Origin of the sequence: Burkholderia sola (assembly GCF_905400185.1) — a bacterium.
GTDB lineage: Bacteria > Pseudomonadota > Gammaproteobacteria > Burkholderiales > Burkholderiaceae > Burkholderia > Burkholderia sola.
This window is the reverse complement of sequence record NZ_FR989675.1, coordinates 1,555,325-1,573,230: the sequence shown is the minus strand read 5'-3', so window position 1 is coordinate 1,573,230 and position 17,906 is coordinate 1,555,325. Positions and strand designations below refer to the sequence as shown.

Here is a 17,906-nt window from a genome sequence, read left to right as displayed (position 1 = left end):
CGCACGGCCTGCCGATATGCGCGCTCAGCCGATTTTCGTCGCGAGCGCGTGCTCGATCGTGTCGCGCAGCAGCGGCGGCAGCGGCACCGACTTGCCGAGCGCGTAATCGACCCACACGCAGCGCGCGTTGCCGCGTGCATAGACATGCTGCGGATCGTCCGCGCGCGTGAGCTCGAAGCCGGTGTCGAAGCTGCTTCGGCCGGGCTTCGCGGCCGACATCCTCGCGATCACGTCGCCCGGATAGTGCAGCTGCTTGAGGAACTCCATCGACGCGGTGACGATGACGGGCCCCTGCCCCTCGCCGTTGCCGCCCGCAATGCCGAGCTGCTCGAACCACGAGATCCGCGCCTGCTCCATGTAGCGGAAATAGACCGTGTTGTTCACATGGCCGAACGCGTCCATGTCGCCCCAACGGATCGGCATCGACATCTCAAAAACGGGGGAGTAATCGCTTGTTGCGCTCATTGCTGTCTTCTTTGTTGCGAAATGTCATCCGCTCACGCAAGGCCGAAGCCGTCGTCCGCGGAGATGATCGAGCCATTGATGAACTGCGACTCGTCGGCCGCGAGCAGCAACAACAGCCCGTCGAGATCCTGCGGCTTGCCGACGCGCCGGCGCGGCAGTATCGACTGCAGCTTCTGGCCCTGCTCGGTTTCCCACAGGTAATGATTGATTTCGGTATCGATATAGCCGGGGCAGATCGCATTCACGTTGATCCCGTGGCGGCCCCACTCCAGTGCCATCGCACGCGTCATCTGCACGACCGCGGCCTTGCTCATCGCGTACAGCCCGATCTGCGGGAACACGCGCAGCCCGGCCACCGACGCGATGTTGATGATCCGGCACGGCGGCTTGCCATTGCCGCCGCCGTTCGCGCGCATGATCATCCGCTTCGCGACTTCCTGCGCGACGAAAAATGCGCCGCGCGTGTTCGTATCGAACACGAACTCGAAATCCGCCGGCGTCACGTCGACGAGCTTCTGCATCGTCGACACGCCCGAATTGTTCACGAGGATGTCGATCGTGCCGGCTTCCGTCTCCGCATGCGCGACGGCCGCCTTGATGCTCTGGACGTCAGTCACGTCGAGCGACACGACATGCGCGGCGCCGCCCGCCGCCTCGATCTCCGCGCGCAGCTCCTTCAGGCGCTCGACGCGGCGGCTCGCGAGCACGACCTTCGCGCCGGCCTGCGACAGCACCTGCGCAAAACGCTGCCCGAGGCCGCTCGACGCGCCCGTGACCAGCGCAACCTTGCCCTCCAGATTGATCGATCGACCCATTTGCACATCCCCTTTCGATATCGTTGCGCCAGCCCGGACGGCACAGCCCGGGCGGCATTACCCTAGCACAAAAAATAGAACGATCGTGCTAATCTACCCGCATGCTGTTGCGGCAAGCGTTTCGTTTCGCAGACAATACGCTCCCGAATAAAAGCATTCTAACGGTTAGAGGAACGCCAATGACCCCCGCAAGCCTCATCGAGCAATACGGCCCGCGCGAATCGATGGAATACGACGTCGTGATCGTCGGCGGCGGCCCCGCCGGGCTGTCTGCCGCGATCCGGCTCAAGCAGCTGGCCGCCGAGAAAGGCACCGAGATCGGCGTGTGCGTGCTCGAGAAGGGTTCCGAAATCGGCGCGCACATCCTGTCGGGCGCGGTGATGGACCCGCGCGCGATCACCGAGCTGTTTCCCGACTGGAAGGAACGCGGCGCGCCGCTCGACGTCGAGGTGAGCGAAGACCGCTTCCTGTTCCTGTCCGAGAAGAGCGCCGTCACGACGCCGAACTGGGCGCTGCCGGACAACTTCAAGAATCACGGCAACTACGTGATTTCGCTGGGCAACGTCACGCGCTGGCTCGGCCAGCAGGCCGAGGCGCTGGGCGTCGAGATCTTCCCCGGCTTCCCGGCTGCAGAGATTCTCTATAACGACGACGGCTCGGTGAAGGGCGTCGCCACCGGCAACATGGGCGTGGGCAAGGACGGCGAGCCGACCGAGAACTTCCAGCTCGGCATGGAATTGCACGCGAAGTACACGCTGTTTGCCGAAGGCTGCCGCGGCCACCTCGGCCGTCAGCTGATCTCGACGTTCAAGCTCGACGCGAACGCCGATCCGCAGGCGTACGGGATCGGCATCAAGGAACTGTGGGAAATCGATCCCGCGAAGCACAAGCCGGGCCTCGTGATCCACACGGCCGGCTGGCCGCTGAAGTCCGACACGTACGGCGGCTCGTTCCTGTATCACATGGACAACAACCAGGTCGTGGTCGGCTTCGTGGTGGGCCTGGGCTACACGAACCCGTACCTGTCGCCGTTCGAGGAATTCCAGCGCTACAAGACGCACCCGTCGATCCGCGCGTTCCTCGAAGGTGGCAAGCGCGTGTCGTACGGCGCGCGGGCGATCACGGCCGGCGGCCTGCTGTCGCTGCCGAAGACGGTGTTCCCGGGCGGCGCGCTGATCGGCGACGACGCGGGCTTCCTGAACGCATCGCGGATCAAGGGCAGCCACGCGGCGATCAAGACCGGCATGCTCGCGGCCGACGCCGCATTCGACGCGGTGCAGGCCGGCCGTCAGTCGGACGAGCTGAACGCGTACCCCGATGCGTTCAAGCAATCGTGGCTGTACACGGAGCTGTACCGCGCGCGCAACTTCAAGCAGTGGATGGCGAAGGGCCTGTACCTGGGCACGCTGATGGTCGGGCTCGAGCAGAAGGTGATGGGCGGCAACGTGCCGTGGACGCTGCATCACCAGCATGCGGACCACGAGATGCTGAAGCCGGCGTCGCAGTGCGAGCCGATCGCGTATCCGAAGCCGGACGGCAAGCTGACGTTCGACCGGCTGTCGTCGGTGTTCATCTCGAACACGAACCACGAGGAGAACCAGCCGGCGCACCTGACGCTGAAAGATGCGAGCGTGCCGGTGAACGTGAACCTGCGCACGTACGCGGGGCCGGAGGCGCGCTTCTGCCCGGCGGCCGTGTACGAGTTCGTGAAGAACGACGACGGCGGCGAGCGCCTCGTGATCAACGCGCAGAACTGCGTGCACTGCAAGACCTGCGACATCAAGGACCCGACGCAGAACATCGTGTGGGTCACGCCCGAAGGCGGCGGCGGGCCGAACTACCCGAACATGTAAGCTGCCGGAACGCGCCGCCGCGAGCGGCGCGTTTTTTGGTCACGGCACACCACCGCCGCAAACGAAACGGGGCGCTGCATCACGCAGCGCCCCGCTTGCATTCATCGTTCGACGGCCGACGCGACGCGCCCGCTTCTATCAGGTCGCGCTGCCCGCGATCTTCGGCGTGGCCGTCTCGACGTCGCCGCACTGTGCGCGGTGGCGCAGCGCATGGTCGATCAGCACCAGCGCGAGCATCGATTCGGCGATCGGCGTCGCGCGAATGCCGACGCACGGATCGTGGCGACCGAAGGTTTCCACCGTCGCCTCTTCGCCGGACTTCGTGATCGAGCGGCGCGGCGTGCGGATGCTCGACGTCGGCTTGATCGCGATCGACACGGTGATGTCCTGCCCCGTCGAAATCCCGCCGAGCACGCCGCCCGCGTGGTTGCCGACGAAGCCGGCCGGCGTCAGTTCGTCGCCGTGCACCGAGCCGCGCTGCGCGACGCTGTCGAAGCCCGCGCCGATCTCGACGCCCTTCACCGCGTTGATGCTCATCATCGCCTTCGCGATATCGGCATCGAGACGGTCGAATACCGGCTCGCCCCAGCCGACCGGCACGCCGGACGCGACGACGTCGATGCGCGCGCCGATCGAATCGCCGTCCTTGCGCAACGCATCCATGTACGCCTCGAGCTCCGGCACGACCGCCGCGTTCGGCGAGAAGAACGGGTTCTCGTGCACGTACGACCAGTCGACGAACGGCACGTCGATGTCGCCGAGGCCGCTCATGTAGCCGCGCACCTCGACCCCGAAGCGCTCGCGCAGCCACTTCTTCGCGACCGCGCCCGCGCCGACGATCGGCGCGGTCAGGCGTGCGGACGAGCGGCCGCCGCCGCGGTAGTCGCGGATGCCGTATTTCTGCCAATAGGTGTAGTCGGCGTGACCGGGACGGAACGTCTCGACGATGTTGCCGTAGTCCTTGCTGCGCTGGTCGGTATTGCGGATCAGCAGCGCGATCGGCGTGCCGGTCGTCACGCCTTCGAACACGCCCGACAGGATCTCGACCTCGTCGGCCTCCTGTCGTTGCGTCACGTGCCGCGACGTGCCGGGCTTGCGGCGATCGAGCTCGACCTGGATGTCGGCTTCGGTCAGCCCCATCCCCGGCGGGCAGCCGTCGATCACGCAGCCGATCGCGGGACCGTGCGATTCGCCGAAGGTCGTGACAGTGAAAAGCGTGCCGAGGGTATTGCCGGACATGATGGAACCGCCCAAAGAGAAATGGTCAAACCGATGCGCTGCCGGCGCCGCAGGCAGGTCGATCGTTTGCCGGTCGAGAAAGAGGTAAACCGCTATTATGCCAGCCGTCCCGGGCCCGCGGGCCGGGTGAACCGTTCAGACCACACGGGCCGGCCGCGGATAAGGGCGGATGCGAGGCAGGTGTGGCAATCGCAGGCCCTCGGCGTTGCGCTCGGGACCCGCCGAACCGGGCCGCCATCCCGGCCCGGTGCGCGGATCGACCGTCCCGCGCCGGACCCGACGCCCGCCCGCCTACTTCCGCGCGCCGCGCAGCTCGGTCACCGCGACCTGCAGCGCCTCGGGCGTCGCCACCGACGCCGGAATCGGCTCGCCGACCGCCAGCGTCAGCCGGCTCATCACGCCGCGCTTGATGGGGCGCGGCATCCGCGCATCGGTATGCCGCGAAAAATAGCTGCCCCACAGCCCGCGCAGCGCCATCGGGATCACCGGCGCCGGCGTGCGGTTCAGGATCTCGGTGATGCCGTGATGGAACGTGTTGATGTCGCCGGTCTTCGTCAGCTTGCCCTCGGGGAAGATGCACACGAGTTCGCCGTCCTTCAGCGCGGCCTCGCAGAGGTCGTACGCCCGCGCGAGCATCGCGGGATCCTCGTGGCGCGGCGCGATCGGAATCGCCTTCGCATGCCGGAATACCCAGCTCGCGAAACGCGTCTTGAAGATCCGGTGATCCATCACGAAACGGATCGGACGCGGGCTCGCGGCGGCCAGCACGAGCGCATCGACGTAGCTGACGTGGTTGCACACGAGCACCGCCGCCCCTTCCGCCGGGATTCGCTCCGCGTGCACGAGGCGGATCCGGTAGAACGTATGCACGAGCACCCACGCGACGAAGCGCAGCAGGAACTCGGGCACGAGCAGGTAGATATACGTCGCGACCACGACGTTCAACAGCGCGGTGACGAGGAACAGCCCCGGGATGTCGATGCCGGCCTTGGTCAACCCCATCGCCATCACGGCCGACAGGATCATGAACAGCGCGTTCAGGATGTTGTTCGCGGCGATGATCCGCGCGCGGTGCGTCGGCGCACTGCGGCTCTGGATCAGCGCATACAGCGGCACGCTGTAGAAGCCGCCGAACATCGCGAGCAGGAACAGGTCGGCCAGGATGCGCCAGTGGCGCGCGCCGCCGAGGAATTCGCCGACCGACAGCAGATGGCCGGGCGACGGCAGCGCGTGGCTTGCGAAATACAGCTCGATCGCAAACACGCTGATGCCGATCGAGCCCAGCGGCACGAGGCCGATCTCGACGCGCCGCTGCGACAGCCGCTCGCACAGCAGCGAACCGAGGCCGATGCCGACCGAGAACGTCGCGAGCAGGACCGTGACGACGTCGGGGCTCGCGGACAGCACGTCCTTCGCGAAATTGAAGAACGACGTGAGGAACGTCGCGCCGACGAACCACAGCCACGAGATGCCGAGCAGGCTCAGGAACACCGTGCGGTTCTGCCGCGCGAGCTTGAGGTTGCGCCAGGTCTCGCTGACCGGGTTCCAGTTGATCACGAGATCGGGCTGCGGCGCAGGCGTCGACGGCACGCGCTGCGCGACGAGCCGCCCGGCCAGCGCGATGACGACGACGCTCACCGCGAGCACGCGCTCGCCGCTGCCTTCGATGCCGGCCGCCGCGCCGCCGATGATCGTGCCGATCAGGATCGCGATGAACGTACCCATCTCGACGAGCCCGTTGCCGCCGACCAGTTCATGTTCGCCGAGATGCTGCGGCAGGTACGAATACTTGACGGGCCCGAACAGCGTCGAATGCATCCCCATCATGAACGTGCACAGATACAGCAGCGTCGCGCTGTGCGTGACGAAGCCGGCCGCGCCGACCAGCATCAGCACGATCTCGAACGATTTCACGAAGCGCGTGAGGGTCGCCTTGTCGTATTTGTCGGCGATCTGGCCCGAGGTGGCCGAGAACAGCACGAACGGCAAGATGAAGATCGCGGAAATCAGGAACGCGGCCGTTTTCGCATCGACGCCGGAGAACCGCGCGGTGTGATACGTGACGAGCGACGTGAAGCCGATCTTGAAGACGTTGTCGTTCAGCGCGCCGAGGAACTGGGTCGTGAAAAACGGCGCGAAGCGGCGCTCGCGCAGCAGGTCGAACTGCGATGCGTGGGCGCGACGTTCGTCGCGCCGCCCCGATGTGGCTTGCGTGTGATCGCTCATGCGGAATACGCGCGCATCGTCTGGGCGATGCTGCGCGGGCCTCGTGTTGTCGTTGAAAAAACGGCGGCGCAGGACATGCCTGCGCCGCCGCGTGCCGGATGGCGGCGCCCATGCATCGACGTGCCGGGCGCGGCGCGATTCACGGCTTGTGCGCTTCGGCTTCCGATTCCGGCCAGTCGCGAATGTACGCCTTCAGCATCCGGTTCTCGAAGCTCTGCGCCTCGACGACCGTCTTCGCGACGTCGTAGAACGAAATGACGCCCATCAGCACCTTCTTGTCGAGCACGGGCATGTAGCGTGCGTGACGCTCGAGCATCATCCGGCGCACTTCGTTGACGTCCGTTTCCGGCGTGCACGTGAGCGGCTCGTCCATCACCTTGCGCACCTGCACGTCGCCGATCGCGCCGCCGTTCACGTGCAGGCGCAGGATGATCTCGCGAAACGTCAGCATCCCGACGAGATCGCCGTACTCCATCACGACGAGCGAACCGATGTCGTGCTCGGCCATCGTATCGACCGCTTCGCGCAGCGGCTTATCGGGCGTCACCGTAAACAGCGTGTTGCCCTTCACTTTCAGAATATCGCTGACGCGCATCGTAGTCCCCTCATGCTTGAATGCAAAATCTCTTTCGATCCTATCGGAAAGCCTGTCAAAAGGAAAGCACGGGCCGGCGCGGCGGGCCGCCGCCGCTTGCGGACGCGGCCCGCCGGCCGCACAATGACCTCATGAACAGCGGCCCGAGGAGACGGCCATGGCGCATACGCATACGGAGCAATTCGCCCGCTTCGCTGATTTCTACCCGTATTACCTGAACGAGCACCAGAACCTGACGTCGCGGCGGCTGCACTTCATCGGCTCGCTCGGCGTGATCGGCTGCGTCGCGATGGCGGTCGCGACCGGCCACTGGCTGTGGCTGCCGGCGGCGATCGTCTGCGGCTATGGGTTCGCGTGGGTCGGCCACTTCTTCTTCGAGAAGAACCGTCCGGCGACGTTCCGGCACCCGATCTACAGCCTGATGGGCGACTGGGTGATGTTCAAGGATATCTGTACCGGCAAGATCCCGCTGTAGCCGCCGGCCCGCCTTCAGGCCGGCCGCGGCGGCCGCGCGTGCGGGTCGGCCGCGCCCGGCGCCGGCCCGGCGCTCGCGGCCGGCTGCCCGCCCGCGAGCCGGTGCGCGGCGATCAACGACGCGAGCGTCACGTCGAACCGGTCGCTCGACAGCACCTCGAGCAGCGCCGCGCCTTCGACGTGGCTGCGGCGCCGCTCGAGCTGGTACGTCAACTCGGTACGATCGATCACCAGCACGTCGAACAGTTGGGCGAGCGTCAGCTGCTCCGGGTTCGCGAGCAGGATATAGCGCGGCGTGGCCTCTTCGCCGCCGTCGAGCCGCGCGACCCATTCCCGCTCCTCCATCGTCGTCAGCAGCCGCTGCGCGGTTTCCATGTCGCAGCGCAGCATCGTCGCGAGCCGCAGCGCCGTGTAGCCGCGCTTGCCGGCCGCGCGCGCTTCGGCCAGCCGCGCGAGCAGTTCGAGCGCGTCGAGCAGGTCGCTGCCCGGATAGTGGATCCGGTGAAACTGGCCGACGCGAATCGCCGGCAGCGCCGACGCGACCATCGCGCCGAGCAGCGCGATGAACCAGCTCAGATACACCCACAGCAGGAACACCGGCAGCGCCGCGAACGCGCCATAGACGGCCGTATAGGTCGGAATGCGCCGGACGTAGTAGCCGAAGCCGCGCTTCGCGAGTTCGAACGCGATGGCCGCAAACAGCCCGCCAATCACCGCGTCGCGCCAGGCGACCGCGCAGTTCGGCAGGTACACGTACAGCAGCGTGAACGCGAGCACCGTCAACGGCAGCGACGCAAGTGCAAGCAGCCACTCGACGATCGACGTCGACGCCCCCGCGCCGGTGAACGCGAGCGATTGCGTGAACAGGTACGACGAAATCGACAGGCTCACGCCGAACAGCAACGGCCCGAGCGTGATCAGCGCCCAGTACGCGAGCACGCGCTGCGCGAACGGCCGCGGCTTGCGCACGCGCCAGATCAGGTTGAACGCCGATTCGATCGTCATCATGGTCATCACCGACGTGACGACGAGCACGATCAGCCCGGCCGTCGTCAGCCCCTTGGCCTTCGACGCGAACTGGTTCAGGTACTTGAAGATCTGGATGTTGAACTGCGCGGGCATCAGGTGATCCGCGAGGAACCCCTGCAGCGAGATCTGGAACGACGCGAACATCGGGAACGCTGTGAACAGCGCGAACGCGACCGTCAGCAGCGGCACGAGCGCCAGCATCGTCGTGAAGGTCAGGCTCCCCGCCACCTGCGGGATGCGATCCTCGGCGCTGCGCCGGGCCGCGAACTGCGCGAGGCGCTTGATGGTGTCGAGATCGACGCTCAACTTCGGCAAACGGCTTCTCCTTCTCGAAACTGCGCGCGTCACGGCGCGCCGCCGCCGCGCTGCGCGACGGCTTCAGCCCCTATAATAGCCGCTCGATCCCAGCAGGGGCCGACTGCACCGGGCACGCGCGCGGCCGCACGCGGCTCCGTCGCCCATGAAAGACATTCTCGTCCTCTATTACAGCCGTCACGGCGCCACGCGCGATCTCGCGCTCGCGATCGCGAACGGCATCGACAGCGTGCCGGGCATGCAGGCCCGCATCCGCACCGTGCCGCCCGTGTCGGCCGTCTGCGAAGCCACCGCCCCCGACATCCCGGCCGACGGCCCGCCGTACGCGGAGCTGCGCGACCTCGAGGAATGCGCGGGCCTCGCGCTCGGCTCACCCACCCGCTTCGGCAACATGGCCGCGTCGCTCAAGTATTTCCTCGACGGCACGACGCCGCAATGGCTATCGGGCGCACTGACCGGCAAGCCCGCGAGCGTGTTCACGTCGACGGGCAGCCTGCACGGCGGCCAGGAGTCGACGCTGCTGTCGATGATGCTGCCGCTGCTGCATCACGGGATGATGATCGTCGGGATCCCGTACACCGAATCCGCCCTCAGCACGACACGTACCGGCGGCACGCCGTACGGCGCGTCGCACGTCGCGCAGCACGACCGCGCGGCGCCCGGGGGGCTGTCGGCGGACGAGAAGGCGCTTGCCGCCGCGCTCGGCGTACGGCTCGCGCGCGCCGCCGCGGCCCTTTCCGCCGCGCAGGCCGCCGAAGCCGCATGACCGCCCCCGCCCGCCCCGCCGTCGCGGCCCGGCCGCGCTACGCGCTGGCCGCCGCCGCGTGTCTCGTCGCGCTGATCGCGCTGTCGCTCGCATGGGAGCTGTGGCTCGCGCCGCTGCGCCCCGGCGGCTCCGCGCTGATGCTCAAGGCCGTGCCGCTCGCGCTCGCGCTGCCCGGCGTCTGGCGGCGTAACATCTATACGATGCAGTGGGCGAGCATGCTGATCCTCGTCTATCTGGCCGAAGGCATCGTGCGCGGCATGTCCGATCGCGGGCTGTCCGCGACGCTCGGCTGGTGCGAGACCCTGCTTGCCGTCGGCTTCTTCGTGGCGGCGCTGGCCTACGTCGCGCCGTTCAAGCGCGCGGCGAAAAAACCGCGCGCCGCGTCCTGACCCTTACGCGACAAGGTGATGATGTCCTCCGAAGCTTTCGTTTCCGCGTGCCGCGACGCGATCGGCGCCGACCACGTGCTGACCGATCCGCACGATACCGAACCGTTCCTGACCGACTGGCGCCGCCGCTACAAGGGCGCCGCGTGCGCGGTGCTGAGGCCCGCGAACACGGCCGAAGTCGCCGCGCTCGTGAAGCTCGCCAACGCGCACGGCGTCGCGCTCGTGCCGCAGGGCGGCAACACGGGGCTCGCCGGCGGCGCGACGCCCGACGCGAGCGGCAGCCAGGCCGTGCTGAGCGTCGCGCGCCTGAACCGCGTGCGCGCGCTCGATCCGCACAACAATACGATTACCGTCGAAGCCGGCGTGATCCTCGCCGACGTGCAGGCGCGCGCCCGCGAAGGCGGCCGGCTGTTCGCGCTGAGCCTCGCGGCGGAAGGCAGCTGCACGATCGGCGGCAACCTGTCGACCAATGCGGGCGGCACCGCAGTGCTGCGCTACGGCAACGCGCGCGAGCTGTGCCTTGGGCTCGAGGTCGTGACGCCGCAGGGCGAGATCTGGGACGGGCTGCGCGGCCTGCGCAAGGACAACACCGGCTACGACCTGCGCGACCTGTTCATCGGCGCCGAAGGCACGCTCGGGATCATCACCGCGGCCGTGATGAAGCTGCATCCGCTGCCGGCCGCGCAGGTCACCGCGCTGGCCGCGCTCGAATCGCCGCACGCGGCGCTCGATTTCCTCGCGCTCGCGCAGCGCGCGGCCGGGCCGCTGTTGACCGGCTTCGAGCTGATGTCGGATTTCTGCATGCAGCTGGTCGGCAAGCACTATCCGCAACTGCGCTACCCGTTCGCGCAGACGCATGCGCAAACGGTGCTGCTGGAGCTGTCCGACAACGAAAGCGAAGCGCATGCGCGCGCGCTGTTCGAAAAGCTGATGGAAGAAGCGTTCGAGGCCGGGCTCGTGGTCGACGCGGTGGTCGCGGAGAACCTCGCGCAGTCGCGTGCGTTCTGGGACTTGCGCGAGCACATCCCGCTCGCGCAGGCGGACGAAGGGCTCAACATCAAGCACGACATCGCGGTGCCGATCTCGTCGATCGCCCGTTTCATCGACGAGACCGACGCGGCGATCCAGCAGGCCGCGCCGGGCGCGCGCATGGTCACGTTCGGCCACCTCGGCGACGGCAACCTGCACTACAACGTGCAGATGCCCGAAGGCGGCGATCCGAAGGCGTTCCTCGCAGCGTTCCAGGCGCCGATCAACCGGATCGTCTACGACAACGTGCACCGTCACCACGGCACCATCAGCGCGGAGCACGGCATCGGCCAGTTGAAGATCGACGACGCGCAGCGCTACAAGTCGCCGGTCGAAACGACGCTGATGCGCACGCTGAAGACCGCGCTCGACCCGCGCGGCCTGATGAATCCCGGCAAGGTCCTGCGCTGAAGCCGCCCACTCAGGAGCCACGCCCGTGAAAGTCCGCGTCCTGTCCGACCTGCATCTCGAAAACAACCTGCCCGACGCGATCCCGCATGCCGACGCGGATCTCGTCGTGCTGGCCGGCGACATCCACAATCACGCGGAAGGTCTGCGCTGGGCCGCCGAGACGTTCGACCCGGCGGTGCCGGTGATCTACGTGCCCGGCAACCACGAGTATTACGACGGGGAATTCGGCGCGCTGGAATCGTCAATGCGCGACGCGGCGCATGCGCTCGACAACGTGCATTACCTGAACAACGGCGTCTACGTCGATCCCGCGCAACGCTTCCGCGTGCTGGGCACGACGCTGTGGGCCGATTTTTCGCTGTTCGGCCGGGACGAAGCCAGCGTCGCGCGCGCGACCGACGCCGGGCTGCGCGTGATGCTCGATTTCAAGGGATTGATCCAGGTGACCTGGCCGCACGACGCGGCGGTGCATACGACAGCCGCGGCGCCGGAACGGGATTTCGCGCCGGCCGACGCGATCGCGCTGCACCGGCGAGGCCGCGCATGGCTGGAAGCGCAGCTGGCCGCGCCGTTCGCGGGCAGGACGATCGTCGTCACCCATCATGCGCCGCACCGGCGCTCGCTGGCGGAACGCTATGCGAAAGATCTGGCTTCCGCGGGGTTCGTCACGGACATGGCGGAACTGGTGCGGCCGCCGGTGGATCTGTGGCTGCACGGTCACACGCATACGTCATTCGACTACGTTGCGGACGGCGGCACGCGCGTGGTGTGCAATCCGCGCGGCTACTTTCACCGGCGCACCGGCGAATGGGAAAACCCCGCGTTCGCGTGGGACAAGGTCGTCGAGCTCGGCTGAGCGCCGGCCCGGGCGGCCGCGTCGCACGGCCTTCCCGACCTGAAGCGTGACGCCCGCGGGATCAGCGGCCGGGGCGGCGCGGCTCGCGCACGCGGACCGGCACGGGCTTGAGCTGCGCCTTCGCCTTCATCGCACGCAGCAGGTCGCGGGTCGCCGCCGCGGCGGCAGCCGCGCCCAGCAGGACGCCAAGGCCGATCATCAGGTGCGTATCCATCGCTACTCCGGTGTGGTGTATCTCGTTAATTCCAACAGTATCAAACTGTCTGACACACGTTCGTAAAAAAATGTTGCGTGAAGGACAAATCTCGTCAGATCGCGGTCGACCGCGCGATCATGTCGCACGCGTGAACTGTTCGAGCGCGGCTTCGTCGGCTTGGAGCGTGAGCGGCACCTCTTCGCGCAGGAAATCGACCCAGGTCCGGATTTTCGCGTCGAGGTACTGACGCGACGGATACAGCGCGTAGATGTTCATCACGTGCGAGCGGTACTCGGGCATCACGCGCACGATGTGCCCGCCGCGCAGCCAGCCGATCGCCGAATAGAGCGGCAGGCCGCCGATGCCCATCCCCTCCCGCACGGCCACCGCGAGCGCCTCGGCGACGTTCACGCGGAACGGCGGCGCCGTGATCGGCACGACTTCGTCGCCGTTCGGCCCCGCCAGCGCCCATTCGTCGAAGTGAAAGCCCGGCGCGACCATCCCGAGGCACACGTGCTGCGCGAGATCGGCCGGCCGCTGCGGCAAGCCGTGCGACTCGATATAGCCGGGCGACGCGCACACGACGCTGTAGCTCTCGCCGAGCCGTTGCGACACGAGCCCCGAATCCGGCAGATCGCGGCCGACGACGATCGCGACGTCGTAGCCCTCGTCGAGCAGGTCCGGCATCCGCTGCGCAAGCGTCAGCTCGACGTGCACGTCCGGATAGCGCTCGCGGTAGCGCGCGATGGCCGGCACCAGGTAGTGCTGGCCGAGGCTCGTGAAGCAATGGACCTTCAGCTTGCCGGACGGGCGCGCATGCGCGTCGCCGGCCTCGGCTTCGGCCTGGTCGACATAGGCCAGGATCTGTTCGCAGCGTTGCAGATAGCGCTCGCCGGCTTCGGTCAGCGCGATCCGGCGCGTCGTGCGGTTCAGGAGGCGCGTGCGCAGGTGGGCCTCGAGATCCGAGACCGCGCGCGATGCGTAGGCGGTGGTCGAATTCATCTGCTGGGCGGCGGCGGTAAAGCTTCCCGCGTCCACCACGCGGACGAATACCCGCATGTTTTGTAACGTATCCATCCGATTACCCGTGTGAATCCGCAAGGATTGTTGCACAGGGTCCAACAAATATTATCTCAGGATTCGTAAAAATGACTTGCACCGTTGTCCGTTTATTCAGGAATCGCTGAAAAATATAATCGCCTCCGACTCATCTATATCCGAAAGGGAGAAAATCGTGCAGTCTCCGGCGACAAAAGGGACGCTCGCACTGGCGGTTCTTGCAGTCTCATTAATAATGGCCGGTTGCGCGAGCATGGGCGACAACAAAACCCAGTCCACTCGCATCGAAGCGAACGCGCTCGACGCCGGCGCGGCCATCCGCGCGGCCGACCGAGACGCGGGCTGGCCCGCCGCCGACTGGTGGCGCGCGTACCGCGATCCGCAGCTCGATGCGTGGATCGCCGCCGCCCAGGCCGGCAACCCGACCCTCGCGGCGGCCGAGGCCCGCGTGCGGGAAGCGCAGGCGATGGCGCGCGTCGCCCGTTCGGCCGAGCTGCCGCAGATCAACGGCAACCTGTCGCTGATGCGTCAGCACTGGCCGGACAACGTGTACTACGGCCCGGGGCCGCTCGCCGATACCGACACCTGGAACAACACCGGCACGCTCGGCCTGTCGTATCACCTCGATCTGTGGGGCAAGGACAAGAACGCAACCGAGCGTGCGCTCGACACCGCGCATGCGACCGCCGCCGACGCGCGGGCGGCAAAGCTCGAACTCGAAGTCAACGTCGTGCGCGCGTATGTCGGCATGTCGATGAATTACGCGCTGCTCGACCTCGCGCACGAAACGTACGAACGCCAGCGCTCGCTCGCCGATCTCGCGCGCAAGCGCCTGCAGGCCGGCCTCGGCACGCAGCTCGACGTGAGCCAGGCGGAATCGACGCTGCCCGACTACGAGCGCCAGATCGACAGCTATGAGGAAGCGATCCAGCTCGCGCGCCACCAGCTCGCCGCACTGGCCGGCAAGGGTCCCGGCGCCGGCGACGCGATCAAGCGGCCGCAGCTGGCGCTCGAGGCGCCGGCCGGCCTGCCGTCGGCCATGCCGGCCGACCTGCTCGGCCGCCGCCCGGACGTCGTCGCGGCGCGCTGGACGGTCGACGCGCAGGCGCGCGGCATCGACGTCGCGAAGGCGTCGTTCTACCCGAACATCGACCTGCTCGCGACGGTCGGCGGCTTCGGCGTGACCGCGCCGTTCACCGACTTCCTGCGCGCGATGAACGGCGGCTGGACGGCCGGTCCCGCGCTGTCGCTGCCGATCTTCGAAGGCGGCCGGCTGCGTGCACAGCTCGGCGCCGCGAATGCCGGCTACGACCAGGCGGTCGAGCGCTACAACCAGACGATCGTCGGCGCGCTCAAGGACATCGCCGACCAGGTCGTGCGGATCCGCTCGCTCGATACGCAGAAGAAGGACGCCGCGCGGTCGGTGGCGGCCAACAATCGCAGCTATCAACTGTCCCGCGAAGGCTTCCGCCGCGGGCTGACCGATTACGTGAACGTGCTGGTCGCGCAACAGCAACTGCTGCGTGCGCAGGAGACGGCCGCCCGCATCGACGCGGAACGCCTCGCCGCACACGCGCAGCTGATGGCCGCGCTCGGCGGCGGGGTCGAGACGGGGACGGATGTCCGGGGCGGCCAACCGCCGAAGGATGAGGCCACCGTCGGTGTAGCCGCGCCAGCCGCCGCATCGGCCGCGAAGCCCGCGGCAGCCGCCGCCCGGCCCGCGCAGGTCGCAACCGCCGGCGGCGCCGCGCCGGCCGCACGGTAACGCGGAGCGCCGCCATGTCAGCTTCCTCCCCCGCTTCCCCGCGCGTCGACGGCCCGTTCGCGGCCTGGACCGACGCGTTCGGCGACTGGGCCCGCACCGACGGCGCCGCGTGGCTCTACCTGTTCAAGGCGCTGCTCGCCGCGTTCATCGCGACCGGCGTGTCGATGCGGCTCGACCTGCCCGCGCCGAAAACGGCGATGACGACCGTGTTCATCGTGATGCAGCCGCAAAGCGGCGCGGTGCTCGCGAAAAGCTTCTACCGGGTCGCCGGCACGATCTTCGGGCTGATCGCGACGCTCACCTTCGTCGGGCTGTTCCCGCAGCAGCCGCAACTGTTCCTGCTGGCGGTCGCGCTGTGGGTCGCGCTGTGCACGGCCGGCGCCGCGCGCAACCGCAACTTCCGCAGCTACGGCTTCCTGCTGGCCGGCTACACGACCGCGCTGATCGGGCTGCCCGCGTCGCAGCACCCGGACGGCGCATTCATGAGCGCGATGACGCGCGTGGCCGAAATCATGGTCGGGATCGTGTCGGCCGGCGTGGTCAGCGCGCTCGTGTTTCCGCAGACCACCGGCGAGCAGATGCGCACGACGGTGCGCAAGCGCTTCGGCAGCTTCGTCGACTACGTCGCGGCGGCGCTGTCGGGCAAGCTCGACCGCGCGCATATCGAAACCATCCATACGCGCTTCGTCGCCGACGTGGTCGGGTTCGAGGCCGCGCGCAGCATGGCCGTGTTCGAGGATCCGGACACGCGGATGCGCAGCGGCCGCCTCGCGCGGCTGAACAGCGAGTTCATGAGCGCGTCGAGCCGCTTCCATGCGCTGCACCAGTTGATGAACCGGCTGCATGCGGCCGGCGCGCAGGCCGCGATCGACGCGATCGAGCCGTACTTTCGCGAGATCGCGCCGCTGCTGCTGACGCCCGCCGGCGAACCGGTGCGCACGTCGGCCGATGCCGGCCACGCGGCCGCGCAACTGCTCGCGTGGCGCGACGCGCTGCCGCGCCGCATCCGCGCGACGCGCGCCGCGCTCGAGACGCAGCCGGACTTTCCGCTGCTCGACTTCGATACGGCCGCCGAACTGCTTTACCGCTTCATCACCGACCTGCACGAATACGCGGCCACCTACGCGTCGCTGTCGACCGCGACCCACGAGCGCGAACGCTGGATCGAGCGCTACGAGCCGCGCACCAATGCGACGGCGATGGTGATCGCGGCGATCCGCACCGCGACCGTGATCCTCGTGCTCGGCTGGTTCTGGATCGAGACCGCGTGGCCGAGCGGCGTGACGATGACGCTGACGGCGGCGGCCACCTGCGCGCTCGCGTCGTCGACGCCGCGCCCGACAGCGATGTCCGCGCAGATGGGCATGGGTACCGCACTCGCGATCTGCACGGGCTTCCTGCTGACGTTCGGCATCTATCCGCACATCGACGGTTTTCCGCTGTTGTGCGTCGCGCTCGCGCCGTTGCTCGCGATCGGCATCTTCATGACGCTGAAGCCGAAGCTCGCCGGCTACGGGATGGGCTACCTGATCTTCTTCAGCTTCCTCGCCGGCCCGGACAACATCACGCACTACGATCCGACCAGCTTCATGAACGACTCGCTCGCGCTGGTGCTGGCGATGCTGGCGTCGGCGATCGCGTTCGCGGTGCTGTTCCCGCCGACCGCGCCGTGGCTCAAGAAGCGCCTCTTCGCGGACCTGCGCCACCAGGCCGTCGCGGCCGGTCACGCGCGGCTCGTGGGCCTGCGCACGCGCTTCGAAAGCGGCGCGCGCGACCTGATGTACCAGGCGCACACGCTGTCGGCCGACCAGCCGGACGTGCAGCGCGACGCGCTGCGCTGGATGTTCGCGGTGCTCGAAGCCGGCAACGCGACGATCGACCTGCGCCAGGAGCTCGCAACGCTGCCGTCCGACCCGCGCTATGCGAGCGCGATGCCGTGGCGGCGCGCGATCGAGACGATGCGCAGCGCGCTGTCGGCGCTGTTCTCGAAGCCGAGCGCAGCACGTTTCGACGCGACGCTCGCCGCGACCAATGCGGCGATCGACGCGACCCGGCAGACGCTCGATGCGGTCGAGCCGTCGCGCGAAGAACGCCACCGGCTGCAGCGCATCCTGAGCCATCTGCATTTCGTGCGGACCGCGCTGCTCGACCCGGAATCGCCGCTCGAGCCGCTCAACCGCAACCGCCCCGTGCGTCCCCAACCAGGAGCCTCGTCATGATGCCGCGTGAAATCGCCATTCTCGATGCCTACATGCCGACGGTGGTGCTGATGTTCGTCCTCGGCGCGATCGCGACCTGGGCCGTCGACCGCCTGCTCGCCTATACGGGCCTCTATCGCCTTGTCTGGCACCCGTCGCTGTTCCGGGCCTGCCTTCTCGTCTGCATTTGCGGCGGACTGAGTCTTGCCGTTTACCGTTGATTCCG

17 protein-coding genes are annotated in these 17,906 nt (G+C 67.8%); 9 read left to right on the top strand and 8 right to left on the bottom strand.

Going from position 1 to position 17,906, the window contains the following annotated elements; translation table 11 throughout:
- Positions 1–24: 24 nt before the first annotated feature.
- A complete protein-coding gene (locus KR541_RS07260) occupies positions 25–465 on the bottom strand; it encodes an acyl-CoA thioesterase (protein WP_050012457.1) in 441 nt (146 codons plus the stop codon).
- A gap of 32 nt (positions 466–497) precedes the next feature.
- Positions 498–1,280 (bottom strand): SDR family oxidoreductase, encoded by a 783-nt coding sequence (locus tag KR541_RS07255; protein ID WP_050012456.1) that lies wholly within the window; start codon positions 1,278–1,280, stop codon positions 498–500.
- 179 nt (positions 1,281–1,459) lie between these two features.
- Between KR541_RS07255 and KR541_RS07250 the strand changes: the two genes are divergently transcribed.
- A complete protein-coding gene (locus KR541_RS07250; protein WP_176015712.1) occupies positions 1,460–3,133 on the top strand; it encodes an electron transfer flavoprotein-ubiquinone oxidoreductase in 1,674 nt (557 codons plus the stop codon).
- A 138-nt stretch (positions 3,134–3,271) separates the two neighbouring features.
- Here the strand turns inward: KR541_RS07250 and aroC are convergent, their stop codons facing one another.
- The 3 genes from aroC to KR541_RS07235 form a co-directional block, all read right to left on the bottom strand.
- Positions 3,272–4,372 carry a chorismate synthase gene (aroC, locus tag KR541_RS07245; RefSeq protein ID WP_050018168.1) on the bottom strand — a complete coding sequence of 367 codons (1,101 nt, stop codon included), beginning with the start codon at positions 4,370–4,372 and terminating at the stop codon, positions 3,272–3,274.
- A gap of 291 nt (positions 4,373–4,663) precedes the next feature.
- On the bottom strand, positions 4,664–6,598 hold the full coding sequence (locus KR541_RS07240) for an MFS transporter (RefSeq protein WP_050018169.1): 1,935 nt from the start codon (positions 6,596–6,598) through the stop codon (positions 4,664–4,666).
- 139 nt (positions 6,599–6,737) lie between these two features.
- Positions 6,738–7,193 carry a CBS domain-containing protein gene (locus tag KR541_RS07235; RefSeq protein ID WP_006488504.1) on the bottom strand — a complete coding sequence of 152 codons (456 nt, stop codon included), beginning with the start codon at positions 7,191–7,193 and terminating at the stop codon, positions 6,738–6,740.
- 157 nt (positions 7,194–7,350) lie between these two features.
- Between KR541_RS07235 and KR541_RS07230 the strand changes: the two genes are divergently transcribed.
- On the top strand, positions 7,351–7,668 hold the full coding sequence (locus KR541_RS07230) for an Mpo1-like protein (RefSeq protein WP_050018170.1): 318 nt from the start codon (positions 7,351–7,353) through the stop codon (positions 7,666–7,668).
- Between the two features lie 14 nt (positions 7,669–7,682).
- Here the strand turns inward: KR541_RS07230 and KR541_RS07225 are convergent, their stop codons facing one another.
- Positions 7,683–9,011, bottom strand: coding sequence for a YihY family inner membrane protein (locus KR541_RS07225; RefSeq protein ID WP_089488378.1), 1,329 nt, complete (start codon positions 9,009–9,011; stop codon positions 7,683–7,685).
- Between the two features lie 145 nt (positions 9,012–9,156).
- On the opposite strand from KR541_RS07225, the gene wrbA reads away from it, so the two are divergent.
- The 4 genes from wrbA to KR541_RS07205 are packed head-to-tail and all read left to right on the top strand — an operon-like array spanning position 9,157 to position 12,462.
- Entirely contained in the window at positions 9,157–9,777 is a 621-nt protein-coding gene (gene wrbA / locus KR541_RS07220; protein WP_050018172.1) for an NAD(P)H:quinone oxidoreductase, read from the top strand.
- Complete coding sequence (locus KR541_RS07215; RefSeq protein WP_050018173.1) at positions 9,774–10,166, top strand: DUF2069 domain-containing protein; 393 nt, start codon at positions 9,774–9,776, stop codon at positions 10,164–10,166. Before wrbA ends, KR541_RS07215 begins: the two co-directional genes overlap by 4 nt.
- An 18-nt stretch (positions 10,167–10,184) precedes the next feature.
- Positions 10,185–11,606, top strand: coding sequence for an FAD-binding oxidoreductase (locus tag KR541_RS07210; RefSeq protein WP_050018174.1), 1,422 nt, complete (start codon positions 10,185–10,187; stop codon positions 11,604–11,606).
- A 25-nt stretch (positions 11,607–11,631) separates the two neighbouring features.
- Positions 11,632–12,462, top strand: a complete 831-nt coding sequence (locus KR541_RS07205) for a metallophosphoesterase (protein ID WP_089488376.1) — start codon at positions 11,632–11,634, stop codon at positions 12,460–12,462.
- A 61-nt stretch (positions 12,463–12,523) separates the two neighbouring features.
- On the opposite strand, the gene KR541_RS07200 is transcribed toward KR541_RS07205, so the two are convergent.
- Together KR541_RS07200 and KR541_RS07195 are read right to left on the bottom strand one after the other, a co-directional pair.
- A complete protein-coding gene (locus KR541_RS07200; protein WP_162838134.1) occupies positions 12,524–12,676 on the bottom strand; it encodes a hypothetical protein in 153 nt (50 codons plus the stop codon).
- 117 nt (positions 12,677–12,793) lie between these two features.
- A complete protein-coding gene (locus KR541_RS07195) occupies positions 12,794–13,735 on the bottom strand; it encodes a LysR family transcriptional regulator (RefSeq protein WP_050018176.1) in 942 nt (313 codons plus the stop codon).
- A 157-nt stretch (positions 13,736–13,892) separates the two neighbouring features.
- Here KR541_RS07195 and KR541_RS07190 point away from each other — a divergent pair, with 157 nt between their 5' ends.
- Genes KR541_RS07190 through KR541_RS07180 form a run of 3 tightly spaced genes read left to right on the top strand, consistent with a single transcriptional unit; the run spans position 13,893 to position 17,901 of the window.
- Entirely contained in the window at positions 13,893–15,482 is a 1,590-nt protein-coding gene (locus tag KR541_RS07190) for an efflux transporter outer membrane subunit (RefSeq protein WP_080334427.1), read from the top strand.
- A gap of 14 nt (positions 15,483–15,496) precedes the next feature.
- Positions 15,497–17,701 carry an FUSC family protein gene (locus KR541_RS07185; RefSeq protein WP_050018178.1) on the top strand — a complete coding sequence of 735 codons (2,205 nt, stop codon included), beginning with the start codon at positions 15,497–15,499 and terminating at the stop codon, positions 17,699–17,701.
- Positions 17,698–17,901 (top strand): DUF1656 domain-containing protein, encoded by a 204-nt coding sequence (locus KR541_RS07180; RefSeq protein WP_006476212.1) that lies wholly within the window; start codon positions 17,698–17,700, stop codon positions 17,899–17,901. Before KR541_RS07185 ends, KR541_RS07180 begins: the two co-directional genes overlap by 4 nt.
- Positions 17,902–17,906 lie beyond the last annotated feature (5 nt).